24 protein-coding genes are annotated in these 20,726 nt (G+C 40.1%); 8 read left to right on the top strand and 16 right to left on the bottom strand.

Features of this window, described 5'->3' with window-relative positions; all coding sequences use genetic code 11:
• The first annotated feature begins 60 nt into the window (after window positions 1-60).
• The 5 genes from QVH07_RS11925 (at window position 61) to QVH07_RS11945 (ending at window position 4,295) form a co-directional block, all read left to right on the top strand.
• Entirely contained in the window at window positions 61-1,212 is a 1,152-nt protein-coding gene (locus tag QVH07_RS11925; RefSeq protein ID WP_290000667.1) for a formimidoylglutamase, read from the top strand.
• Entirely contained in the window at window positions 1,209-1,442 is a 234-nt protein-coding gene (locus QVH07_RS11930; protein ID WP_290000669.1) for a cytochrome b5 domain-containing protein, read from the top strand. Before QVH07_RS11925 ends, QVH07_RS11930 begins: the two co-directional genes overlap by 4 nt.
• Window positions 1,439-2,281, top strand: a complete 843-nt coding sequence (locus QVH07_RS11935) for an N-acetylglucosamine kinase (protein ID WP_290000671.1) — start codon at window positions 1,439-1,441, stop codon at window positions 2,279-2,281. The genes QVH07_RS11930 and QVH07_RS11935 overlap by 4 nt, the downstream gene beginning before the upstream one ends.
• Window positions 2,278-3,087 (top strand): N-acetylmuramic acid 6-phosphate etherase, encoded by an 810-nt coding sequence (murQ, locus tag QVH07_RS11940; RefSeq protein WP_290000673.1) that lies wholly within the window; start codon window positions 2,278-2,280, stop codon window positions 3,085-3,087. The genes QVH07_RS11935 and murQ overlap by 4 nt, the downstream gene beginning before the upstream one ends.
• Before the next feature lie 116 nt (window positions 3,088-3,203).
• Window positions 3,204-4,295, top strand: coding sequence for a pseudouridine synthase (locus tag QVH07_RS11945; protein ID WP_290000674.1), 1,092 nt, complete (start codon window positions 3,204-3,206; stop codon window positions 4,293-4,295).
• Here the strand turns inward: QVH07_RS11945 and trxA are convergent.
• The 10 genes from trxA to QVH07_RS11995 all read right to left on the bottom strand — a co-directional run bounded on the left by trxA (window position 4,292) and on the right by QVH07_RS11995 (window position 13,943).
• Window positions 4,292-4,597, bottom strand: a complete 306-nt coding sequence (trxA, locus tag QVH07_RS11950) for a thioredoxin (protein WP_290000675.1) — start codon at window positions 4,595-4,597, stop codon at window positions 4,292-4,294. The two genes, QVH07_RS11945 and trxA, sit on opposite strands and share 4 nt — an antisense overlap.
• 56 nt (window positions 4,598-4,653) lie before the next feature.
• A complete protein-coding gene (locus tag QVH07_RS11955; protein ID WP_290000676.1) occupies window positions 4,654-5,211 on the bottom strand; it encodes an OmpH/Skp family outer membrane protein in 558 nt (185 codons plus the stop codon).
• Between the two features lie 15 nt (window positions 5,212-5,226).
• Window positions 5,227-5,757 carry an OmpH/Skp family outer membrane protein gene (locus tag QVH07_RS11960; protein WP_290000677.1) on the bottom strand — a complete coding sequence of 177 codons (531 nt, stop codon included), beginning with the start codon at window positions 5,755-5,757 and terminating at the stop codon, window positions 5,227-5,229.
• Window position 5,758: 1 nt separating this feature from the next.
• Window positions 5,759-8,455 carry a BamA/OMP85 family outer membrane protein gene (locus QVH07_RS11965; protein WP_290000678.1) on the bottom strand — a complete coding sequence of 899 codons (2,697 nt, stop codon included), beginning with the start codon at window positions 8,453-8,455 and terminating at the stop codon, window positions 5,759-5,761.
• 7 nt (window positions 8,456-8,462) lie between these two features.
• A complete protein-coding gene (gene uppS / locus QVH07_RS11970) occupies window positions 8,463-9,200 on the bottom strand; it encodes an undecaprenyl pyrophosphate synthase (RefSeq protein ID WP_290000679.1) in 738 nt (245 codons plus the stop codon).
• 85 nt (window positions 9,201-9,285) lie between these two features.
• Window positions 9,286-9,984, bottom strand: a complete 699-nt coding sequence (gene porG / locus QVH07_RS11975; RefSeq protein ID WP_290000680.1) for a type IX secretion system protein PorG — start codon at window positions 9,982-9,984, stop codon at window positions 9,286-9,288.
• 155 nt (window positions 9,985-10,139) lie between these two features.
• Complete coding sequence (locus QVH07_RS11980; RefSeq protein ID WP_290000682.1) at window positions 10,140-11,015, bottom strand: NAD kinase; 876 nt, start codon at window positions 11,013-11,015, stop codon at window positions 10,140-10,142.
• 3 nt (window positions 11,016-11,018) lie between these two features.
• Window positions 11,019-11,684 carry a CBS domain-containing protein gene (locus QVH07_RS11985; RefSeq protein ID WP_290000684.1) on the bottom strand — a complete coding sequence of 222 codons (666 nt, stop codon included), beginning with the start codon at window positions 11,682-11,684 and terminating at the stop codon, window positions 11,019-11,021.
• 66 nt (window positions 11,685-11,750) lie between these two features.
• Window positions 11,751-12,962, bottom strand: coding sequence for a chromate efflux transporter (gene chrA / locus QVH07_RS11990; protein WP_290000686.1), 1,212 nt, complete (start codon window positions 12,960-12,962; stop codon window positions 11,751-11,753).
• A 3-nt stretch (window positions 12,963-12,965) separates the two neighbouring features.
• On the bottom strand, window positions 12,966-13,943 hold the full coding sequence (locus QVH07_RS11995; protein ID WP_290000687.1) for an isopenicillin N synthase family dioxygenase: 978 nt from the start codon (window positions 13,941-13,943) through the stop codon (window positions 12,966-12,968).
• 70 nt (window positions 13,944-14,013) lie between these two features.
• Between QVH07_RS11995 and QVH07_RS12000 the strand changes: the two genes are divergently transcribed.
• From QVH07_RS12000 to QVH07_RS12010, 3 genes are read left to right on the top strand one after another with little or no spacing between them, the layout of a single operon-like run.
• Entirely contained in the window at window positions 14,014-14,793 is a 780-nt protein-coding gene (locus QVH07_RS12000) for a hypothetical protein (RefSeq protein ID WP_290000688.1), read from the top strand.
• A 38-nt stretch (window positions 14,794-14,831) separates the two neighbouring features.
• Complete coding sequence (gene serS / locus QVH07_RS12005; RefSeq protein WP_290000689.1) at window positions 14,832-16,106, top strand: serine--tRNA ligase; 1,275 nt, start codon at window positions 14,832-14,834, stop codon at window positions 16,104-16,106.
• A 5-nt stretch (window positions 16,107-16,111) separates the two neighbouring features.
• Window positions 16,112-16,540, top strand: coding sequence for a nuclear transport factor 2 family protein (locus QVH07_RS12010; RefSeq protein WP_290000690.1), 429 nt, complete (start codon window positions 16,112-16,114; stop codon window positions 16,538-16,540).
• 71 nt (window positions 16,541-16,611) lie between these two features.
• On the opposite strand, the gene coaE is transcribed toward QVH07_RS12010, so the two are convergent.
• The 6 genes from coaE to nusB all read right to left on the bottom strand — a co-directional run bounded on the left by coaE (window position 16,612) and on the right by nusB (window position 20,619).
• Window positions 16,612-17,214 (bottom strand): dephospho-CoA kinase, encoded by a 603-nt coding sequence (coaE, locus tag QVH07_RS12015; RefSeq protein WP_290000692.1) that lies wholly within the window; start codon window positions 17,212-17,214, stop codon window positions 16,612-16,614.
• Window positions 17,207-18,112: a YbbR-like domain-containing protein gene (locus tag QVH07_RS12020; RefSeq protein WP_290000694.1), complete on the bottom strand. Its 906-nt coding sequence runs from the start codon at window positions 18,110-18,112 to the stop codon at window positions 17,207-17,209. The genes coaE and QVH07_RS12020 overlap by 8 nt, the downstream gene beginning before the upstream one ends.
• A gap of 67 nt (window positions 18,113-18,179) precedes the next feature.
• Window positions 18,180-18,494, bottom strand: coding sequence for a preprotein translocase subunit YajC (gene yajC / locus QVH07_RS12025; protein WP_290000696.1), 315 nt, complete (start codon window positions 18,492-18,494; stop codon window positions 18,180-18,182).
• Window positions 18,495-18,497: 3 nt separating this feature from the next.
• Window positions 18,498-19,040: a DUF1573 domain-containing protein gene (locus QVH07_RS12030; RefSeq protein WP_290000698.1), complete on the bottom strand. Its 543-nt coding sequence runs from the start codon at window positions 19,038-19,040 to the stop codon at window positions 18,498-18,500.
• A gap of 81 nt (window positions 19,041-19,121) precedes the next feature.
• The gene (locus tag QVH07_RS12035; RefSeq protein WP_290000699.1) at window positions 19,122-19,424 is read right to left on the bottom strand and encodes a YtxH domain-containing protein; all 303 of its coding nucleotides are present in this window, start codon (window positions 19,422-19,424) and stop codon (window positions 19,122-19,124) included.
• Window positions 19,425-19,431: 7 nt separating this feature from the next.
• Window positions 19,432-20,619 (bottom strand): transcription antitermination factor NusB, encoded by a 1,188-nt coding sequence (nusB, locus tag QVH07_RS12040; RefSeq protein WP_290000701.1) that lies wholly within the window; start codon window positions 20,617-20,619, stop codon window positions 19,432-19,434.
• Window positions 20,620-20,726 lie beyond the last annotated feature (107 nt).

The following is a 20,726-nucleotide window of genomic DNA, read 5'->3' on the forward strand; positions in this document are numbered from 1 at the left end:
TTAAAAATTTATTCTTTAGGCCGATATTTTTTCCTTATTTTTACCTAAGCCTAAAGTGACATGAGAATAGATTCTTTTTTTGAGCCCGTAGATGAATTTCTTTGGCAGACCAAGTATTCGGATAGCTCTTTTTTTGAACAGATTCATATTTACAGAGAAAGCTTCCCTGATCTGAAGGGTGTTCATGTCGCTTTAATAGGGCTCAAGGAGACCCGTGGATATAAAGGTGGTGAAAGTATAGAGAGGGGAAGTATCGAGATTCGGGAAAAGCTTTATCAGCTCAAACGTGGGGTGAATTCTTATCGAGTAGCAGATCTGGGGAATTTAATCTTGGGGGACAGCCTTGAAGAGACTTACTCCAGAATGCAGCAAGTGGGAGAATACTTAATGAAAAGGCAGATTTTGCCTGTTTATTTTGGGGGAACTCATGATTTGGATTACGGCCAATACATGTCTTATGAAAATCTGGACAAGCTAGTTACCATGTTGAATGTCGATTCCTCTTTTGATTTAGAAGAGAATGAATCGAAAGCTGCGGGCCATGTTCAGGACATTATCCTTCATCAACCTAATTTTCTGTTTTCTTATGCTCAGATTGGTCATCAGAGTTTTTTGGTTGACCCAAAGCTTTTAGGAGTTCTTGAAAAGTTATCCTTTGACCATTTGAGACTGGGTCAGCTTAGAGATAATTTCCAAGAAGCTGAGCCTTTGATCAGGGAAGCAGACTTCCTGAGCTTTGACTTGTCAGCTATTCAATCTTCAGATGCTCCTGGGGCCTTAAATCCACAGCCCTTTGGATTAACAGGGGAAGAGGCTTGTCAAATAGCCTGGTTTGCCGGTACCAATGAGAAATTAAGTTCATTTGGTATTTATGGATATGACCCATACCAGGATGATATGCATAATAAAACTGCTAAGATTGTCGCAGTAATGATATGGTACTTTCTTGAAGGGTTTTACAGCCGAAAGGATAGTCTTTCATTTGAAAGCAGTGATTATGTGAAATATCGGGTGGCCTTAGATAATAAACCCAATGAATTGGTTTTTTATAAAAGTAAAAAAAGTGGAAAATGGTGGATTGAGATTCCACAACAGGAGGGCTATCCATATGACCGAATTCAGACGATAGCATGTAGCTATTCGGATTATGAGTTGGCGCAGACTGGAGAGATTCCTGAGCGATGGGTAAATGCTCAGATCAAATATTTATGAAAGATTATTCACTGGGACAGTTAGCCCTGAGAAATGGTCAGGATAGGCCTGAAATCTGGGTATGTTATAAAGGAGTGATTTATGAGGTCACTGAGTCAAGACTTTGGAGAGATGGGAAGCATTACGAGCACTGGGCAGGTCAGGACTTGACGTCAGAACTTAAGGATGCTCCTCATACGGATAAAGTTTTTGAGAAATTTGAGGCTATAGGCCATTTGAAAGTAAAATGATTCTTATCGCAGATAGTGGTTCCAGCAAGACAGACTGGAGAGTAATTCATAAAAATGGAGAGATAAGTCAGTTCAGAGGATTAGGGTTTAACCCCTATTATCAAACTTCTGAAGAAATGGCCATGGAACTGCAGCAGGACTTTTTGATTAATCTACAATCTGAGATTGAAAAAATATTCTATTATGGCGCTGGTTGTTCTGCTCCAGAAAGGAACCGGGAGGTGGAAAGAGCCCTTCACACCATTTTTCCTGAAGCTTTTATCGCAGTAGATCATGATTTAGCCGCAGCAGCTCATGCTACTTGTGGACATAATGCGGGAATAGCCTGTATTCTCGGAACAGGTTCTAATAGCTGCGATTACGATGGGAACAAAATAATTGATACCAGGCCAGCTCCTGGATACATTCTCGGGGATGAAGGGGGTGGAGGTTATATCGGGAAGCAGTTCCTTAAAGACTTCATCAATTCAGAAATGCCTCAAGAAATCTATGAGGAAGTTAAGGAGAAATTTTCCCTGACTGCAAATATTATTCAGGAGCACGTATATCGACAACCATTCCCCAATCGATATATGGCAAGTTTCTGTAAATTCATCTCAGAACACAAATCAAACCCATATTGCTATGGGCTTTACTACCAGAGTTTCTTGGATTTCTTCGATCGCCACGTGAAGAAATACAAAAATTATGAATCAAAACCGGTAAACTTTGTTGGCTCAATCGCTTTCTACAACAGCGATATTCTCCGAAAAGCAGCCATGGATTCAAATATTCAAGTAAACCTAATTTTGGAAAGCCCAATAGCAGGACTAACTCTATATCATCAGGAGAAATTATGAAAGTAACTGAGAGCTCTTCGAATTACGAAAATCTGGAAGAAATGTCTGTTTTAGACATTTTGTCAAACATGAATAAAGAAGATCAAACGGTTCCTTTGGCAGTGGGAAAAATTGTTCCTCAGATTTCGGCTTTTGTGGAGGCAATTGTACCTCGGATGGCAAAAGGCGGTAGACTTTTCTACATCGGAGCAGGGACAAGTGGAAGGCTGGGTATTTTGGATGCCTCAGAGTGTCCTCCCACTTACGGGGTTCCTCATGATTTGGTTATTGGTTTGATTGCGGGGGGAGATCATGCCATTCGCAAAGCAGTCGAAAATGCGGAGGATGACCCGAATCAAGCCTGGTCTGATATTCAGGAATATGGATTCAATGCAAACGATACTGTTATTGGGATTGCGGCCTCAGGGACAACTCCCTATGTAATAGGTGGTGTGAGGAAAGCTAGACATGAAGGTTTACTCACGGGCGCTATTACATGCAATCCTAACTCTCCTCTATCGAAAGAGGTAGATTTTCCATTAGAGGCTGTGGTAGGACCTGAATTTGTGACGGGAAGTACTAGGATGAAAGCAGGAACCGCACAAAAGTTAGTTTTGAACATGATTTCTACCAGCGTTATGATTAAGCTTGGCAGAGTAAAAGGAAATAAAATGGTGGATATGCAGCTCTCAAATGCTAAGCTTGTGGAAAGAGGAACAAGGATGATCATGGAGGCCACTAATTTACCGGAAGGTGAGGCAAAAAAATTACTCCTTGAAAAGGGATCAGTCAGGGCTGCTACTGATTATTTTCAGAGTAAAAATTAATCTCATTTTCGTAAGAGATTAGCTTTTGAGATAGAATAGCTCTAGCTTTGCATCCCAATAAAAAATTGGTAGTCAGTTAGTTCAAAAAAATAATCCAGCAGAGATGCTGCGTTAATATGAAAAGTCCGAAAAAACAGTTTTTCCAAAATTCCGATACTGCTTCAAAAAAGTCTTCCTCAAAGGAAGGGCCAAAAGAGCAATCCTTAACTCATAAACCTAAGCACAAAGATTCACGCTCAAAGAGCAAAGATCAGCCAAGAGAGCCAAGAGGCTTTGGGAAAAAAAGAAGCCATAATGAAAGGGAAGAGAATACGTATTATCAGGGAAGAAGTAAGGACGAAAAGCCGGTTTTCGGAAGTAAGAAACCTGAAAGGCTTAAGAAGCCTAAGAAATCATTTGGTTTCGGTAAAAACAGGCAAGGTGGCTTTAATGAATCAGATTCTGAGCGCCCCGAATATAAATTCGAATCCATTCCCTCTAGCAGAAAAAAATCTCCGGATGAAGAGTTCAGGCTTAATAAGTTTATTGCAAACTCCGGCATTTGTTCGAGAAGAGAAGCAGATGAGTTGATTAAGAAGGGAGAAATTTCAGTAAACGGTGAAGTCGTTACTGAGATGGGATTAAGGGTTAAGAGATCTGACAGAGTAGTTTATCAGGGTAAAAAGATTAACCCAGAGAAGCCTGTTTACATCCTACTGAATAAACCAAAGGATTTTATTACGACTACGGATGATCCCTTAGAGAGAAAGACAGTTATGAATTTGGTGAAAAATGCTTGTGATGAGCGTATTTTCCCGGTGGGACGATTGGACAGAAATACTACGGGTCTTTTATTTTTTACTAATGATGGAGAACTCGCCGCTAAACTTTCCCACCCTTCGAATCAAGTGAAAAAAATCTATCAGGTTACTCTCGATAAGCCATTATCACAAAATGATGAAGCCGATGTAAGGGAAGGCTTGACATTAGAAGATGGACCAGCTCCGGTAGATGATATCCAGGTTCTTTCAAAGGATAGAAAAATTCTTGGACTTGAAATTCATATTGGAAGAAACCGTATTGTGCGAAGGATTTTTGCACATCTTGGCTATGAGGTCACAGCTTTGGATCGGGTAATGTATGCTGGTCTTGATAAAAAGGACCTGAAGAGGGGTAATTATCGATTCCTTTCGGAAAAAGAAGTCATCCGACTAAAATACTTTATCTAAGCAAATCCCTGGAGAGATTTTTCTAATTCTCTTTTGAGGATAATACCTCCTTTTCTCCATATTATCTTACCTTTTTTAAAAAGGATATAGTGGGGAATAGAGCGTACACCGAATTGCTGAGCTAGTTGTGGACTTTTGTCAATGTTAACTTTCACCAGTCGAATCTTTCCATTTAATTCCGAAAGCACACTTTCTATTATGGGATTCATGGTTTGACATGGGGCACACCAATCTGCATAAAAGTCTACTAAGACCGGATTTTGGCTCTTGAGTATTTTCTCTTTTGGACTTTGCTTTGGCATAGTCGCTAAGAAACAAAAAAACCGGCCTTGGCCGGTTTTTTTACAGTACTTTAATTTTAATTTCCTCCTTCAGTTCCTGTTGGAGCAGTTGGAAGTTCAACGCCTAGTCTTTCTAAAACCAATTCGGTGAACTTATCCTCTTCCTTAGTATAAAGAAGAATTGGGGCCTGACCTGCAGTTTCTGCAAAAATATGGGTGTAATTATTTTCTGCGGCCACTGCGTTGATGGCATTGATCACTTTGGTCTGGACTGGCTCTAGAAGCTCCTGAAGTTTTCTTTGGTAGCTGATTTGAGCATCCTGCTCATATTTCTGGATTTCCTGCTGAAGCTTTCCAAGTTCTTCTTCACGAACAGCTCTAGCCTCTTCAGTCATGGTAGCGGCCGCTTGTTGATAGGTTTGAACTTGTCTCTGGAAATCTGCACCTTTTGTCTGGATGTTTGTTTGAAGTTGAGTCTGATAGTCTTGGATATCAGCACCAATCTGTTCCATCTCTGGCATCAAGTCCATAATCAATTCCACATTGGTGTAACCAATCTTGATTTCCTGCGCATTCGCTGCAAATCCTACACAAAGCAATGCAATTGCCGAAAGGATAACTTTTACTTTCATCATTCTGTAGTTTAATAATTAATTGTTTTCTTCTATTCCTAATTCTGCTAAGACAAACTCTGAATAATCGTGAATTGGGTCGGTATAAATCAATCCCGTCGGCACGGAGGCTTTATCAAAAAGCATCCCCAGATTATTTTTTCTGGACACAACTTCCAGAGCGTCGTAGATTTTGGATTGCAAAGGTTGCAATAATTCTGCCTGTTTTTGATAATATTCCCCATTAATTCCAAAAATTCTGCTATTAAAGGCTTGAGACTCCTTTTCTTTTTGCTGAATAGCGGCTAATCTGGACTTATACATCTCTTCAGTCAGGAGGACTTCCTCGGCCTGAAGTTGGGTGTAAAGCTCTTTAATTTCTGTATCTAGCTCTTTAGCTTGCTGTTTCCACTGATTTCCTAGCTTCTCTAATTCATCCTGAATGATTTTGTAATCAGGGTGTTTATTCAGAATATATTCAGTATCCACATAACCTAGCTTTTGCGCTTCAGTTTTGAAGGCAAAACTTAGACAGAACAATATTACAACAAGCCTAAGCGACTTTATCATTTTATCTGAATTGTTGACCAATAGTAAAGTGGAACTGAGATCCGCTTCGTCTAATAGCTCCTGGGATGGCATCAAAGCCATAACCCCAATCCACACCAAGTAGTCCGAAGGCCGGCATAAATATTCTTGCACCTACACCAGCAGATTTTTTCAGATCGTATGGATTAAAGTCTGCATATGAGCCCCAGTTATTTCCAGCTTCCGCAAAACCAAGTACGAAAATTGTTGCCGATGGGTTAGGGGATACGAGGTAACGAACTTCCATCACATATTTGTTATACACTACCCCTCCAAAAGGATCAGGATTTGCGGTTCCTCTGGTGTCTCTACCAGGAGTGATGGACTGGTTTTCATATCCTCGAAGACCAATAATCTCTTGCCCTAGAGCAAAGTTATTAAAGGTCATACCGTCTCCACCCATTACAAACCTCTCCAGGGGAATTAGACCAATTCTGTTTCCATATGATCCAAGGAAGCCCATGTGAGCTCTGGCGCTTGCCACTAATTTATTTGAACCAAAAAGAGGCGTGTAAATGGAAGCATCAAACATCCACTTGTGGTATTCCAGCCACTTGTACTTCTCCTCATCAGGTGATTCTCTATCGATATTTTGATTCAAGGAGGAATAAGGAGGAGTCAAAGTAGCTGAAAGGATAATATTAGATCCAAATCTCGGATATATTGGATTATCTATGTTGTTTCTAGAAACAGTTGTGTTAAAGGCAATACTGTTTGATACTCCTGTTGGATAGCTCAGACCGAAAGAGGTACCAAACTGATCAAATTCGTAAACCTGGAACTGAAGAGAGTTACTGATGCTGAAGTAATCATCAGGCCATGTTACCCTTTTGGCCAGGCCTATGGTTGCCCCGGTAATTTTAAAGAAGCCTATTTCGTTTCCAAAATTATCCTGATTGAAGAAGTCTACCTGTCTTTGGACAGAGTGGTTAAAGCTAAAGCTCAATGCATTCGGCTTTCTACCTCCAAACCATGGTTCAGTAAGTGAAATTGAATAATTCTGGAAAGAACGGCCATTAGCCTGTACTCTTAATGAAAGCCTCTGACCATCTCCTACAGGAAGTGGATCCCACTTGTCAAAGTTTCCAATGTTTTTCAAAGAGAAATTATTGAAGGTCAATCCAACCGTTCCTACAAAGCCGAAGAATCCTCCCCAACCACCAGATAGTTCGATTTGGTCATTAGGTCTTTCCTGAAGCTTAAAAGTGATATCTACAGTGGCTGCCTCAAAATTAGGCCTTAGATCCGGCTCAATATTTTCAGGGTCAAAGTATCCAAGCTGGGAAAGTTCCCGAATAGTTCTAACCAAAAGGCTCCTATTGAACTTTTGTCCAGGTAAGATTCGAATTTCTCGCATGACCACATGGTCTGAAGTTCTCTCATTACCCTGGATATTCACACTATTCACAGTGACCTGAGGCCCCTCGAAAATTCTCATCTCCAAGTCAATGGAATCCTGAAACACATTCACCTCCACTGGATCGATGCTAAAGAACAGGTAGCCATCATCCTGATAAAGGGATGAAACATCATCACCTTTTTGAGGATCGTAATTCAGTCTTTTATCTAGTTTTTCACGATTATATACGTCACCCTTCTGAATCCCAAGTTTAGCAAGTAGTACTTGGTCTGGGTGAATGTAATTTCCGCGGAAAGTGATATTTCTGTAGTAGTACTTTTTACCTTCTTCTACTTCAAGATCAATATTGATTTTGTCTTTAGAAAAATCATAAACTGAATCTTCTACGATTTCCGCGTCCCGGAATCCTTGAGAGTTGTAGTATCCAATGACATTATCCTTGTCTGCTCTGTACTCCTTTGGAATGAATTTGGACCCATTGAAGAAATTTAGCTTTAAGGTTTTATTGATGTAGCTTTTGGCATCTTGAGTAGAAGCTGAGTCGGTGTGCAATAGCGCATTTGCATAATCCTTTGCAGAAGCATCAGTAGCCCTAGAGAAAAGGTCCTTAAAAATATGCACACGTGCATGTTCTTTCGTTTTCTTCAGTTTGCCTTTCACCTTGTTGTCGGTAACTTCATCATTACCATAGACTTTGATTTCGTTGATTTTAACTTTAGTCTGGGTATCAACAGCAAATCGAAGTTTGACACTATTAGGTAGCAAAGTGTCTCGCTCTTGAATGACTTTTACTTCTGTATTCAGGAAGCCTTTGTCCACATAATATTTCTCTATGTTTCTTTTGGCATTGTTAAGCACATCGTCACGAACTACTCGTCCACGTATATTGATTTTATCCCGTAGTTCACTTTCCTGAGTTTTATTCACTCCGGTAAATTCAACGCGTGAAAATCGCGGACGCTCAGTAAGGTCCAAAAGAAGATAGATGTCATCTCCTTCTATTTTGGTCACCAAGATTTTCACATCGCCAATGATGCCCTGGCTCCAAAGTTTTTTTAGTGCGTTTGAAATCTCATCTCCAGGAACTTCTATCTGGTCATCTACCTTCAGGCCTGAAAGAGAAATAATTGCGATTTCATCCAGGGTGGTAAGACCAACGGCTTTAATTTCCGCAATTCGGTAAGTCTCCGGTTTGGAGTAATTTAACTCCAATATATCTACTGGTTTGTTCGAGGCATACCGACTCTGGCCCAGACGAATCTGAGACATTGCCATATTGGCCCAAACTAAACATATTAAAAACAGTAAACTTTTTTTCATCAATACCTTAAGGTTTAACTTGCTCCCCTGTCATTCCAAACCGCCTTTCTCTCCGCTGATAATCCAATATAGCTTCGATCAGGTGTTCCCGTCTAAAGTCTGGCCAAAGCACTGGAGTAAAATGTAACTCCGTGTAAGCCAGTTGCCATAAGAGAAAATTACTTATGCGAAATTCACCACTCGTTCTGATCATAAGTTCAGGATCAGGAATGTCGGGTGTCTCCAAGTGATCATGGATCAACTCTTGAGTAACTTCGTCCACAGTAAGTTTCCCTTCTGAGATTTTTTGAGCAATGCGTTTAAAGGTCTGTGTAAGCTCCCAACGACCACTATAACTTAGAGCTAAATTTAGAATCAGCCCATCGTTATTTTTGGTCATTTCCTTTGCCCATGCCAGTTTTTTCTGGACTGCATCCGGCATGCTGTCGATATCTCCCATAGCTGCAAAACGGATATTATCTTTCATCATCAATGGAACTTGTTTGGTGATAGTTTTCACTAATAGCTCCATCAGTCCATCTACCTCATCTTGAGGACGGGACCAGTTTTCAGTTGAAAATGAAAATAAGGTCAGATATTTTACACCTAAATCCTTTGCCCCTTCAATAGCATCCTTCACCGCCTGAACAGCATTTTTATGGCCGAAAATGCGCAAAGCGCCTTTTTGCTTGGCCCATCTGCCATTGCCATCCATGATAATCGCGATATGTTTAGGGATGCGTGTAGGGTCTATTACTTCCTTCATACTAGATAGTATCCGAACAGCTCACTTTTTTGCAGCTACAAAAATGCCATTTCTTTTCCAATTATTCAGACGATGTGCCAAATAATTAATAGGCGTAGCACTTGGTGCTTGCGATAGTGTAACTTATCATGAGGCCGGTGAAGTAATACCAATCCTTATCATTAGGATTGCCAAAATTAATGCCGTAGGGTTCTCCAGGAGCATTCGGGTCCTGAAACCGTGGGACTACGGGTTCTTGAGTGTCTATTTTGTCTAAATAGTCTGTAAAGGTGGGTCGCATTCCCACTTCCAGGGCAAGTGTCCAACGGTCGTTTAAACGATATTTAACTCCTCCTCCAAAGGGAATTACAAGTGTACTCAGATTATAATCCGTAGAAGGGTTAAAAGCATAAGTATTCCCTCGGCCTATTACGAAGGTGTATCCCAGACCAAAGAAGGCATAAGGAGACCATCTGAATTCAGAATTATTCCTTAGATAGTCTAGAAAATTAAACTCCATCACTGCACTGATTTCAACTATTCCAGCGCGGAACCTACCATCTCTTACTTCAGCCAATCTGTCTATTGGCTTTATACTATCTGCTCCATTTAATCTTGCCAGATTAATACCAGCTCGAAGTGACCATACATTGTCAAAATTTCTCTTGCCAAACAACGTTCCTTGAAGTCCTAATTGACCTGGATCAATTCGACGAATAATATCTCCAGAATAGGCAGCCACTCCAGCTCCAGCACCCACCTCATATTTTTGCGCTAGTAGAGAATTTCCAAATAGGAAAAACACACTGCAAATGAGAATTAAGTGTTTGAAAATCTGAAAATTGACTTTTTTCAAGACGGTGCAAGTTATGAAGTACAAAACGTATTAAAAACGGCCTTTAGTATCTGCTGGGTTAATTATTGTTAAGCTAAATTTAGTTCCAATTAGATTATTTGATGCTAATTTCTCATATCGAAACCCCAATTTAATTTATGCCTCAAGGTATCAAAAAAATGATACTCTGGAAGCTTCACCAATTTAGCCGAAAAGTTCTCCTTTTTCACCTTCAATTTTACTTTTGGGGAGATTGAAGTAGATCGAGAATCAAGTGAAATCAAAAACTTTTTTGATCTCCCCTCAATCTCAAAGCTTATTTCGCTCTCATCTGATACAATTATGGGGCGTACATTTAAATTATGAGGACTTACCGGTGTAATGACAAAATTCTTTGCCTCAGGTGAGATTAATGGCCCGCCGCAACTGAGAGAATAGCCTGTGGATCCAGTAGGAGTGGATACGATTAGACCATCGGCCCAATAGCTATTTAAATAAGTGCCGTCAATAAAAGTATGGACAGTAATCATGGAAGAGGTGTCTCTTTTATGAATGGTAAATTCATTCAGGCCAAAGTTCAAACCATCAAATAAGACCTCTTCTGATTCCAGTGAAATGAGACTTCTGGACTCGATTTGAAAATCTCTTTCTACGAGGAATTTAACAGCTTTTGAAATCTCTTCTGTGGCCACGGTAGCTAAAAAACCCAGCCTCCCTGTATTTATCCCTAACATCGGAATCTCAAGATTTCCAACCTCACAAAGAGAGTCAAGCATGGTCCCATCTCCGCCTATTGATATCAGAAAATCCATATCAGAAAGGGATTGTTCCTCATTTAAAACCTTAACAGGTAACTGTTCAGTACCGATTTTTCTCAGTTCTTTTTTTAGCCTTTCTGTCAAAAAAATTTCTACAGAATGACTGGCTAGCTGAGTAACAAGGAATTCAATGTGCGCAAATTGACTGACCTTTAATTTCAGGCCGTGCAGGACCACTTTCATGGTTTAAATATCTAAAAATCTCAAAAGGTTTCCGATTCGATCTTCTTCGCTGCTAATTCCTGCCTCTTCCTCAAAATGATCAATAATCTTGTAACCAAATCGCTCCAGAGTAGCTTTGATATGTCTTAATTCAGGTTGGTCTATTTTTAGGGTAAGCTTGATTTTGGAAGAGTCCAGAGGATCACTACTAATTATCGAACTTAAAATTTTTCCATTTTCGGTTTCTACTAACCTGGCTATTTCTGACAGACTATAATCTGTCATTTCCATTGATAGAACCAATACACTTCCTGTTGCCTGAATAGATAAACTTTCTGCAAAAGCCGTCAGGGAATCCTCGATGGTAACCACACCCTGATAAATATCTTCCCTATTTAGAATAGCCACTGCATTAAACCCATTTTCTGCACCGGCTTTTAAAATCTCATAAACATGCTGATCCCCATAAACCTTGCAGTCTAAACCATCCAGTTCAATTTCTGCAATGGTTAAGCCTAAATCGTTTAGGTCAAGGATGACTTCATCTCTGACAAAGCCAAGGAATTTGCCTTGATCCACTACGGGCAGTACGGCTGTCCTAATCTCCTCCATCCAAGCCAATGCAAGGCTAACCTTATCGCTCAATTTGAGCGGCGGGATAAAATCTGTTATGAACTCGGATGCTTGCATTGTGAAATATAAATAATATCAGTTCTGAATAAAACGCTTTGGACCTTTAACTTGTTCCAGATTGACTTAACTCCCTATTCCATTCGTCAAGTAATTGACTATAATTCCAAGCAAAATACCCCCAGAAATAATCATCGGGGACGATATCTTCGTGAATTGGAGAAGAATATAGGTCCCCAATATCATAAAGATATTTATGAAATTTGCTTCTAGAGGTTCGAACAGCAAATAAGCTGCCGCAATTAACATTCCACATGAAGTAGCATTAATTCCTTCCAAAGCTGCACGAACGGGTCGATAGGTTTTCAACTGGTCCCAAAATCGAATGACAAAGAAAATAAGGAATATCCCAGGCAAGAAAATCCCTGCTGCGGATACCATACCGCCAAGCATAAAACCACCTGGTCCAAATTCCCTTAATGAAAGGGCGCCAACATAAGAAGAAATACTAAATGTGGGACCAGGGATACCCTGAGAAATGGCATAACCGGTAAGAAATTCCTCCGAGGATAAAAATTGCTTAAAATCTACAAACTCGGTATATAGATAAGGAACCAAAACTTGGCCTCCACCGAAGATCAAACTCCCGTTACGATAAAAATTTTCAAAAAGTAAAATCGAAGGGTCTTTGGTAAAGGCACCAAGGAGAGCTGCCCCTAGCAATACTCCACCCCATAGGTAAAAATTAGCCCACTTAATCTTCAAGGGCTCATCCCGTTCCATTTTTGGTTGATTCTTGTATTTGATGGAAGTGCTTAATCCACCTAAAATGAGCAGAATTGGGAATACATATGGAGAGCTATAGAAAAACGAAACAAAGGCCGAAATCAAAACCAATATCCCTGCTTCAGTCGTTTGGACCAGTTTACTGATTGTCTTTTGCGCAGCAAAGATCACGAAGCCAATAGCCATGGGCTGAATAAACTGCGCGAAATTCAGTGCTCCAGGGGTGTTTTCCTGAAGAAAATCAATCAAAATCGCAGCAGTTGTCATTAGTAGACTGGCCGGTAGAATCCATACCAAAAGTGCCAAATAGGCCAGGTTAGGTCCGCCAACGCGAAAGGCAATGGCGCACACCAATTGTGTCGAGGAGGGTCCAGGGAGCATATTACAAAGGGCATTTAGTTCCCACAGTTCTTCCTCGCTGACATATTTTCGATGTTGAACCATTCGTTCCAGAAGCATCGCCAGAAAGGCCTGAGGGCCTCCAAAAGCTGTGATGGCAAGAGCTAAAATGTCTTTGAGGAAAAGGTAATATCTGACCTTTTTGACGGACATGAGTTAGGATTTCAAACCTAGTTCCCTCAATCTCTCATCTAAAAATCCTCCAGCGGTAATATCTGGAAATTGTTTTGGGTTATTTTCATCTATGCAATTTTCAAGGCAAGTAAGATCCATCTCGGATCTTGGATGCATGAAAAAGGGAATAGAATATCTACTGCTATTCATTTTTTCCCGTGGAGGGTTTACTACCCGGTGAATGGTTGACTTCAATTTTTTATTCGTCAATCGCTCCAGCATATCTCCCACATTTACCACAATCTGATCGGGTAAAGCTGTAATGGGAATCCATTTTCCATCCTTTCGGAGAACCTGGAGCCCATCTGCGCTAGCACCCATCAGAAGTGTGATCAGATTAATATCTCCGTGCTCAGCTGCCCTAACTGCATCAGAAGGAACTTCTTCTGGATTTTCAATTGGGAAATAGTGAATTTGACGAAGAATTGAATTCCCATATGCCACCTTATCCTCGAAGTAATCTTCTTCAAGTTCCAAATGCAAAGCTATCGCTCTAAGCATGGCCTTACCTGCCTTTTCAAGTGTCTGAAAAGCCCTAATGGAAGCACTTTTTAGCTCCACTACTTCAGAAGGCCATATATTCTCAGGGTATTCTTTCTTTACCGGATCCGAGTCTGGAACCATTTCCAATTCTTGACCTACATGATAAAATTCTTTTAAATCTCCGGTATTGCGACCCTTGGCGTGCTCTTTACCTTTGCCGGTGTAGCCGCGCTGGTAACCTATTTCCGGATGTTCATATTTGCTTTTTACCTCTTCCGGTAAGTTGAAAAATGACTTTATTGATGTATAAAGGCTTTTTTGAAGTTCATCGTCCAGGCCATGATTTTTAATGGCAACAAAACCGATATTTTGGTAAGCCTCTCCAAGTTTTTGCACAAAAGCTAATTTCTTTTCTTCATTTCCATGGGTGAAGTCGGCCAGATCCAGACTTGGAACTTCATCAAAAAGTATTTCCATAACTAAGGTTGGTGTGTTATTACTCGCTTTTCTCTAAAATTAAATATCTTTAAACTCATTTCATTCCAATATGAAAAAAATCCTTTGCTATTCCTCGTGTCTTGTTTTTCTCTTGATTTCCTGCTCTGAGGAAAAGAAAAAAATAAATGAAACTGTAATGGATGTACCCATTGTGGATTCTGTTTTGTCTGATGTGGAGGAGAAAAAACCTCAGGTTTCTTTTTTTCAATACGAGGATGCCCCTGAATATCCAGATGCGATCTTAGAGCTATTCACACCTTTGGGAAATCAGGTTTTTGCCCCTGGCAAAGTTCCATTCGAATTCAACATTAAAAATTATCCCTTCGAAGATTCGGATTCGAGGGATTTTAAGCTATTCAATATTTTAAATGGAGGTGATCCCGTAGGACATTATGCTCCCATATTCCAGCAGGAATTGGCAGAAGGCAGCTATAGACTGGTGGCTTACCTTGTTGATGAGGATGGTTTAGCATTAAAAAACTTTGGGAACTACGTGGATCGGGATTTCCAAGTTGGTGATTCCCGCCCTTTTCCATATTCTGCAGAGCCATATTTGGCATTGAATTATCCAAGAAACCTACAGCGATATGAAGGCGGAGAGGATATAGTGGTTGACTTTTTGGTATTGGGAGGGGATATGAAGTTAGATGGATTGAATGTTAAAGTTGGGGTGGGGAATCTTACCTATGAGGTAGATCATATGTCTCCAATTATCATTTCTAATTTATCCCCAGGAGAATACAATCTTCAGGTAAGCCTGGAAAGAAAGTCTGGAAAAGCATTAGAAGGACCGTTCTCTCAAGTCAATAAGACCATAATTGTAGAATAACCTTTTTATCTTTGCGGCTTCATGATTTAATCAGTCGCATGTTATTAGTCAGTCAAATACGAGAAGATTTTCAGAGATGCCTTAAGGGCCTAGAAAAAAGAAACTTTCCAAATGCCGAGACCACCTTAAACAAAGTGCTGGATCTTGATCGTGCCAGGAAAGACACCCAAACTCAAAGAGATAAAATTCAGGCTGAATCTAATTCCTTATCAAGGCAAATTGGTGGGCTGATGAAAGAAGGGAAGCGGGAAGAAGCGAATGCTATCAAGGAGAAAACCAGCGAGATTAAGGGTCAAATCAAAGATTTAGAAGAAGATTACAATCAAATAGAGATTTCTCTAAGAGAACTGCTTTATACGATTCCAAATATTCCACATAGCTCCGTGAAAGCTGGTAAGAGTGCCGAGGATAATGAAATTATTCTAGAAAAAGGGGGAAAGCCAGTTTTAGGTGCTAGCAAGTTGCCTCATTGGGAGCTGATAAAAAAATATGACATTATTGACTTTGACCTAGGTGCAAAAATTACCGGAGCTGGATTTCCGGTATATAAAGGTAAGGGGGCTCGATTACAGAGGGCTTTGATTAATTTCTTCCTTGATGAAGCTTTGGCCGAAGGCTACATGGAAGTACAACCACCAATACTGGTAAATGAAGATTCAGGATATGGAACCGGCCAACTTCCTGATAAAGAAGGACAAATGTACCATGCCAATGAGGATAATCTATATCTGATTCCTACAGCAGAGGTTCCAATCACCAATTTATATAGAGATATGATCCTTTCAGAAGAGGATTTTCCCATAAAGAATGTGGGGTATACACCCTGTTTCAGAAGAGAGGCTGGCAGCTGGGGTGCGCATGTTCGAGGACTGAATCGACTTCATCAGTTTGATAAGGTTGAGATCGTGCAGATTACTCATCCCGACCGTTCTTATGAAGTATTGGAAGATATGAGTTCATATGTCCAGGGCATCCTTGAAAAACTTGAACTTCCTTACCGTGTTCTGAGACTATGTGGTGGGGATACAGGTTTTACTTCTGCTTTGACCTATGACATGGAAGTTTATTCGGCAGCGCAGGAAAGATGGCTTGAGGTCAGTTCTGTTTCAAATTTCGAGACGTATCAAGCGAATCGCCTTAAATTGAGATTTCGAGGGGAGGATAAAAAAAGTCAGTTAGCTCATTCTTTGAATGGAAGTGCCTTGGCATTACCAAGAATAGTGGCTTCCATTCTGGAAAATAATCAGACAGAGGATGGAATTAAAATGCCAAAGGTTCTCATCCCTTACCTTGGCTTTGATATAATTAATTGATAGTCATGAAAAATTTGATTGGCTTTCTCGTCCTTTTGTTAGGGTTCTCGGTTTCTTCTTTTTCACAGGAATCCAAAGAAAAAGAGCAAATCGCCGCGACGGTACAACTATATTTTGATGGGATGATGGAGCGGGACAGGGCAAAACTGGATAAGGCATTTGCTTCAGAGGCTCGTTTGATCGGCTTTCGCAAAGATCAATACACGGTTACCGAATATGAAGACTGGGCTAGTGGAACAGCCAGCGGAGAGCCTCGTGATATCAGTAAATACAAAAATAATTTGGTAGTCATTCACGTGAATGGAACTACAGCTGTGGCTGAAACAGAGCTTTTTTGGCCCGGAATCTACTATTACGATTACCTTACTCTTCTAAAAATAGATGGGGCCTGGAAGATTGTTCACAAAAGCTGGACATCCAGAGTTCTAGACTAATTCTGTCAATTTTTTGACCTTCGGTAAAAAGCCATAAATCTAGCGAGGGTTGGATAATTTTCTCAGAAATCTTAATTCTTTCTCCCGGAAAGTTCCTGATGAATTTCCAAAATTTGGGGAAGTACGAGACGATTTGGCGAATTTCTTATCACCCAATCAGCCTTATCACATTTTTGCTTGTCAGGAAGTTGCTGATCGATGATTTTATTTACTTGGTCCAGAGTTCTATGTGAATCTCTTGAAAGAACACGATTGATTCGGATTTTTAAAGGAGCACTAACATTAATTACTCCATCTAGTTTCTTCTCACCCCCAGTCTCGAAGATCAATGCGGCTTCTTTCAAAACATATTGACCCCCTTGATCTTTTACCCAGTTTTCAAAATCTTTTCCCACTGCAGGATGGACCAGAGAGTTTATTATTTTGACCTTTTCCGGATCAGAAAAAACTGTGTTTGCTAAAAAACCCCGATTTAAAGTTCCATCAGGGAAATAGGCCTCCTGCCCAAAGTTCTTAATGATGGCTTTCTTAAGATCCGGGTCGTTTGAGATAAGCCATTTTGCTCTATTATCTGCTGAATAAACCTGAATTCCGAGTAATTTAAAAACTTTGGCAATGATACTTTTTCCTGAGCCTATTCCTCCCGTGATTCCTATTTTCAGCGGATTATTCATATTTCAGTTTGACTGTGGAAGGCTCAATTCTGATCAGTTCTACATATTTAGGGAGAGGGTTGACTCGCACATTAAGTGTAGAATCCTCCCGATTCCTTTGAGAATAATCCAAGATTGCTTCGAACTCCAATTCTTGGAATTTTTCAATTTCTCTGGAATCCAAGAGATAATAAAAAATAATAGGATCCTCTTCTTCTACTATGCTTGCTGATCTTGGAAAGTTTCTGCGAACCGGTTTTAATGTTTGGTTTCCCTCCAAAAAGGGTACAATTTCCATTGATACCTCAACCTTTTCATTTTCTAATGACAATAGGTTTTCCAAATTCCGGGGGACCTCCAAAGTAATTTCTTTGGAAAGATTCGCATTAATTCGGGTTTCATCTAGGTCGATTGGAAACTCTCCAGCAAAACTCTCCAAAATGGAACTTGCACCTTGTACCGTTATTTGGTCAGGGGTAAAAACTGGCTTTGAAATCAGTCGGTGATTCTCCGCTAGGCTGTAGGAATTTGAATCTAAAACCGGGCGAAGTCGAGCAGTTTCGATTCGGTCAATATTAAATATAAGGCTATCATTCAGGATTGAAACAAGTTCGGTGGGTGAGATAAACTCGGCGAGCGGTCTCTCTAGGTCATCTGACAGGAGATAGTCGGTATTTCCTGCATTTCCAAGTTCAATTAAGAATGGAGTTTCATTGATATTGAAGTATTTCCGTAAAAGGTCCCAGCCGTTTCCATTTATTTCAATTTCTAGCCTCCTTGGCAATTCAGAAACCGCCACATACCTGCTCTCGTCAAAGGTGAATTCTATCGGAAAATCAACAATAGTGTTGTAATCATCCTTATTCAGGGCGTTTAAAACCCAAAAAGTGGTAGCCGTGATTATACACAGGACTACCACTTTTAAATTGGAAACTTTTTTAGGTGTTATCCTAAAGGATGATTTTTTGGTTTCCGGCAAAATTCAATTATTTCTTATCTGTCTTTTTTGAGAAGTCTAAGGAGATAGCTGATTTTTCTACTTTCACTTTTAAGCCACGATCCAGTTCCATCGTGACTACATCACCGTCTACGCTAAATACTTTTCCATGAAGACCGCCTATGGTAACTACTTGATCTCCTTTTTTTATCTCCTCAATAAACTTTTTTGTCTCTTTCTGTTTCTTTTGCTGAGGTCTGAACATGAAGAAATACATGATCAGAATTATTGAGCCAAATAGAAATACTTGACCCATAATACCGCTCCCACCGGGAACAGCCTGGGCTAAAATGCTTGTGATCATATATTATCTCTTAACTGGTCCAACTGGAGCACCAGCACCACCTGCCTTAGGATTAACAGTTCCCCTCATTCTAAGACGAGTAACTGTTGGGTTAGTGTTTGCTTGAATAGTCACTGTTGGAGCCTGAGAACCGGATTTTGCCCTTGAGTTAAATACTACCTTTACAAATCCATCTTCACCTGGATTAACAGGAGTTTTGGTCCAGTCAGGGCTGGTACATCCACAAGACGCTGTGATATTTGAAATCACTAGTGGAGCCTGTCCATTGTTGGTGAAGTTGAAAATATGTTCAATAACTTCACCTTCTTGGATGGTTCCAAAGTTATATTCCATTTCGGAAAACTCGAATTGGCCTAGAGAAGAAGGGTCAGCTGGCTGTGATGCCTGAGCATTTACTGGAGTGACAGCACTTGGAGATTTTGATTCCAAAGCTGCTATTTTCTCTTCTAATGCTTGAATTTTGGCTTCCTGGTCACTCTTTTGGTTGCAAGCTCCCATGGCCAGCAGTCCACAAAGCGCCAGAGCACTCAATAATCTTAATTTCATAATGGTATTTATTTGGTCTTAAATAGATCGCGAAATAAACAAAGCTTGGGAATATTCCCAAAAATCACTATTCCACTTAAATTAATTCTGGTCTTTATTGATTTGTTCAATTAGCTTATTCACGTCGCTGAGTAAACCCTCAGCTTTGCTTTTTGCTTCTGAAATAACTCGTTTCCCTTCGGTCTTTGCCTCATTTAAATGGATTTCCTTTCCTTCCACTAAATCCCCGATAAGGTCTTCAAGTTCCTTCTGGTATTTAGATAGTCTGTATGACAATCTATCTCTGGTGTTATCTCCTGTGTCTGGAGCGAATAAAACTCCCAGAGCGGCACCTACGCCTGCCCCTACAAGAAATGCTACTAATGAATTGCTTCCTTTACTCATGTCTTTATTATTTATTATCTAAAAGTCCTCTACCACTTTTACGGATTTCTCCGCTTTCAGTTAACTCTTTTGAAATAACATCCAGCAGGCCATTTACAAACTGTTTGCTTTTTGGCGTACTGTATGTCTTAGAAATATCAATGTATTCATTGATACTGACCTTCACTGGGATGCTTGGGAAATTTTTCATTTCTGCCAAAGCCATCGAAATAATTACTTTGTCAGTAAAAGCTAGCCTTTCAATGTCCCAGTTTTGCGTTTTTTGAGCAATAAGCGCCTTGCTTCTAGGCGCTTCTTCAAGTGTGAATTTAAAGATATTTTGAAAGAATTCCCTATCCTCCTCCCAGTTGATTGCTAGCTCGGGTAGTAGATTGTCTTCTTTTGAATCATTTTCAGCTGCGTTTTTCAAAACTTTCGAAGCCAAACTTCTTACGATAGATTTATTCTCTACCCAATTAAGGTCCTTTTCTACGAAGTAGTTCAAAATCACTTCATTTTTGAAAATTATCCTTTTCAGGATTGCTTCCGCAGCATGGAGGTCGTCAGCTAAATCAGGTTTTTCGATTTTTAAATACTCCTGATATTCCTCCGAAGGTTTTACATATTCCCTGAACCATTCTTTAATCTCCAATTCGATGTCCTCAAGGGACACATGATATCTCCCAATTGCGGCCTGGTAGGACTTAGAGTCTTTAATTCTAGCTAAGATTTTATTTTGGGCCAGATTTAATCTGGTATCAGTTCCTGCGGTACCAGTTTTGTCTTCGAACTTCCTTTTCTTTTCAAATTCAGTTGCGACATGGTCTGAAAAGGAGATTAAAAGCTGAATAGTGGAAAGGTAAAGTTGAGGAATTCTTTCAGCGGAACTTACCATATTCTTAATGAGGAAGTCCCGGTCTGCCTGATTGGATTTCAGGTATTGCTCAAGGGCATCCTTGGCAACCTTATTGACTTTGGCGTCTTCAGACTCACTGATATGGGTTTGGCTTGCCTGCACACTTTGATCTAAAAGGTTCATGGCAACATTGGCTTGAGCATTCAGAAGATCTTTGTCCTGATATTCCATGCTATTTAAATCCGGTTGGAAGGCTTCTTTGACGTGGTCTTTTGCCAGATTCAGGTTCGAAGCTTTGCATTGTTCGTAAGCATACAAAGTTTGAAAGGCTTTTACTCGTAAGATTCTTCGATTAAGCATGATATGAAAAATTGATCTAAATATACTGAATTCTACGCGTCCGTGAATTTACTTGAGACACTAAAAAACCACTGAGTATATCAGTGGTCTCATTAGCATGTGAGTTT

The organism is Algoriphagus sediminis (assembly GCF_030403435.1).
GTDB classification, from domain to species: domain Bacteria; phylum Bacteroidota; class Bacteroidia; order Cytophagales; family Cyclobacteriaceae; genus Algoriphagus; species Algoriphagus sediminis.

What these genes read in the sequence shown, in the direction of transcription:
- nusB (WP_290000701.1), bottom strand. Translation starts at nt 20,619, where the DNA reads ATGCTTAATCGAAGAATCTTACGAGTAAAAGCCTTTCAAACTTTGTAT.
- QVH07_RS11930 (WP_290000669.1), top strand. Translation starts at nt 1,209, where the DNA reads ATGAAAGATTATTCACTGGGACAGTTAGCCCTGAGAAATGGTCAGGAT.
- coaE (WP_290000692.1), bottom strand. Translation starts at nt 17,214, where the DNA reads ATGAATAATCCGCTGAAAATAGGAATCACGGGAGGAATAGGCTCAGGA.
- QVH07_RS11935 (WP_290000671.1), top strand. Translation starts at nt 1,439, where the DNA reads ATGATTCTTATCGCAGATAGTGGTTCCAGCAAGACAGACTGGAGAGTA.
- QVH07_RS11925 (WP_290000667.1), top strand. Translation starts at nt 61, where the DNA reads ATGAGAATAGATTCTTTTTTTGAGCCCGTAGATGAATTTCTTTGGCAG.
- QVH07_RS12035 (WP_290000699.1), bottom strand. Translation starts at nt 19,424, where the DNA reads ATGAGTAAAGGAAGCAATTCATTAGTAGCATTTCTTGTAGGGGCAGGC.
- QVH07_RS11985 (WP_290000684.1), bottom strand. Translation starts at nt 11,684, where the DNA reads ATGCAAGCATCCGAGTTCATAACAGATTTTATCCCGCCGCTCAAATTG.
- QVH07_RS11955 (WP_290000676.1), bottom strand. Translation starts at nt 5,211, where the DNA reads ATGATGAAAGTAAAAGTTATCCTTTCGGCAATTGCATTGCTTTGTGTA.
- QVH07_RS11995 (WP_290000687.1), bottom strand. Translation starts at nt 13,943, where the DNA reads ATGGAAATACTTTTTGATGAAGTTCCAAGTCTGGATCTGGCCGACTTC.
- QVH07_RS12010 (WP_290000690.1), top strand. Translation starts at nt 16,112, where the DNA reads ATGAAAAATTTGATTGGCTTTCTCGTCCTTTTGTTAGGGTTCTCGGTT.
- yajC (WP_290000696.1), bottom strand. Translation starts at nt 18,494, where the DNA reads ATGATCACAAGCATTTTAGCCCAGGCTGTTCCCGGTGGGAGCGGTATT.
- QVH07_RS11965 (WP_290000678.1), bottom strand. Translation starts at nt 8,455, where the DNA reads ATGAAAAAAAGTTTACTGTTTTTAATATGTTTAGTTTGGGCCAATATG.
- trxA (WP_290000675.1), bottom strand. Translation starts at nt 4,597, where the DNA reads ATGCCAAAGCAAAGTCCAAAAGAGAAAATACTCAAGAGCCAAAATCCG.
- chrA (WP_290000686.1), bottom strand. Translation starts at nt 12,962, where the DNA reads ATGTCCGTCAAAAAGGTCAGATATTACCTTTTCCTCAAAGACATTTTA.
- murQ (WP_290000673.1), top strand. Translation starts at nt 2,278, where the DNA reads ATGAAAGTAACTGAGAGCTCTTCGAATTACGAAAATCTGGAAGAAATG.
- QVH07_RS11980 (WP_290000682.1), bottom strand. Translation starts at nt 11,015, where the DNA reads ATGAAAGTGGTCCTGCACGGCCTGAAATTAAAGGTCAGTCAATTTGCG.
- QVH07_RS11960 (WP_290000677.1), bottom strand. Translation starts at nt 5,757, where the DNA reads ATGATAAAGTCGCTTAGGCTTGTTGTAATATTGTTCTGTCTAAGTTTT.
- QVH07_RS12030 (WP_290000698.1), bottom strand. Translation starts at nt 19,040, where the DNA reads ATGAAATTAAGATTATTGAGTGCTCTGGCGCTTTGTGGACTGCTGGCC.
- serS (WP_290000689.1), top strand. Translation starts at nt 14,832, where the DNA reads ATGTTATTAGTCAGTCAAATACGAGAAGATTTTCAGAGATGCCTTAAG.
- uppS (WP_290000679.1), bottom strand. Translation starts at nt 9,200, where the DNA reads ATGAAGGAAGTAATAGACCCTACACGCATCCCTAAACATATCGCGATT.
- QVH07_RS11945 (WP_290000674.1), top strand. Translation starts at nt 3,204, where the DNA reads ATGAAAAGTCCGAAAAAACAGTTTTTCCAAAATTCCGATACTGCTTCA.
- QVH07_RS12000 (WP_290000688.1), top strand. Translation starts at nt 14,014, where the DNA reads ATGAAAAAAATCCTTTGCTATTCCTCGTGTCTTGTTTTTCTCTTGATT.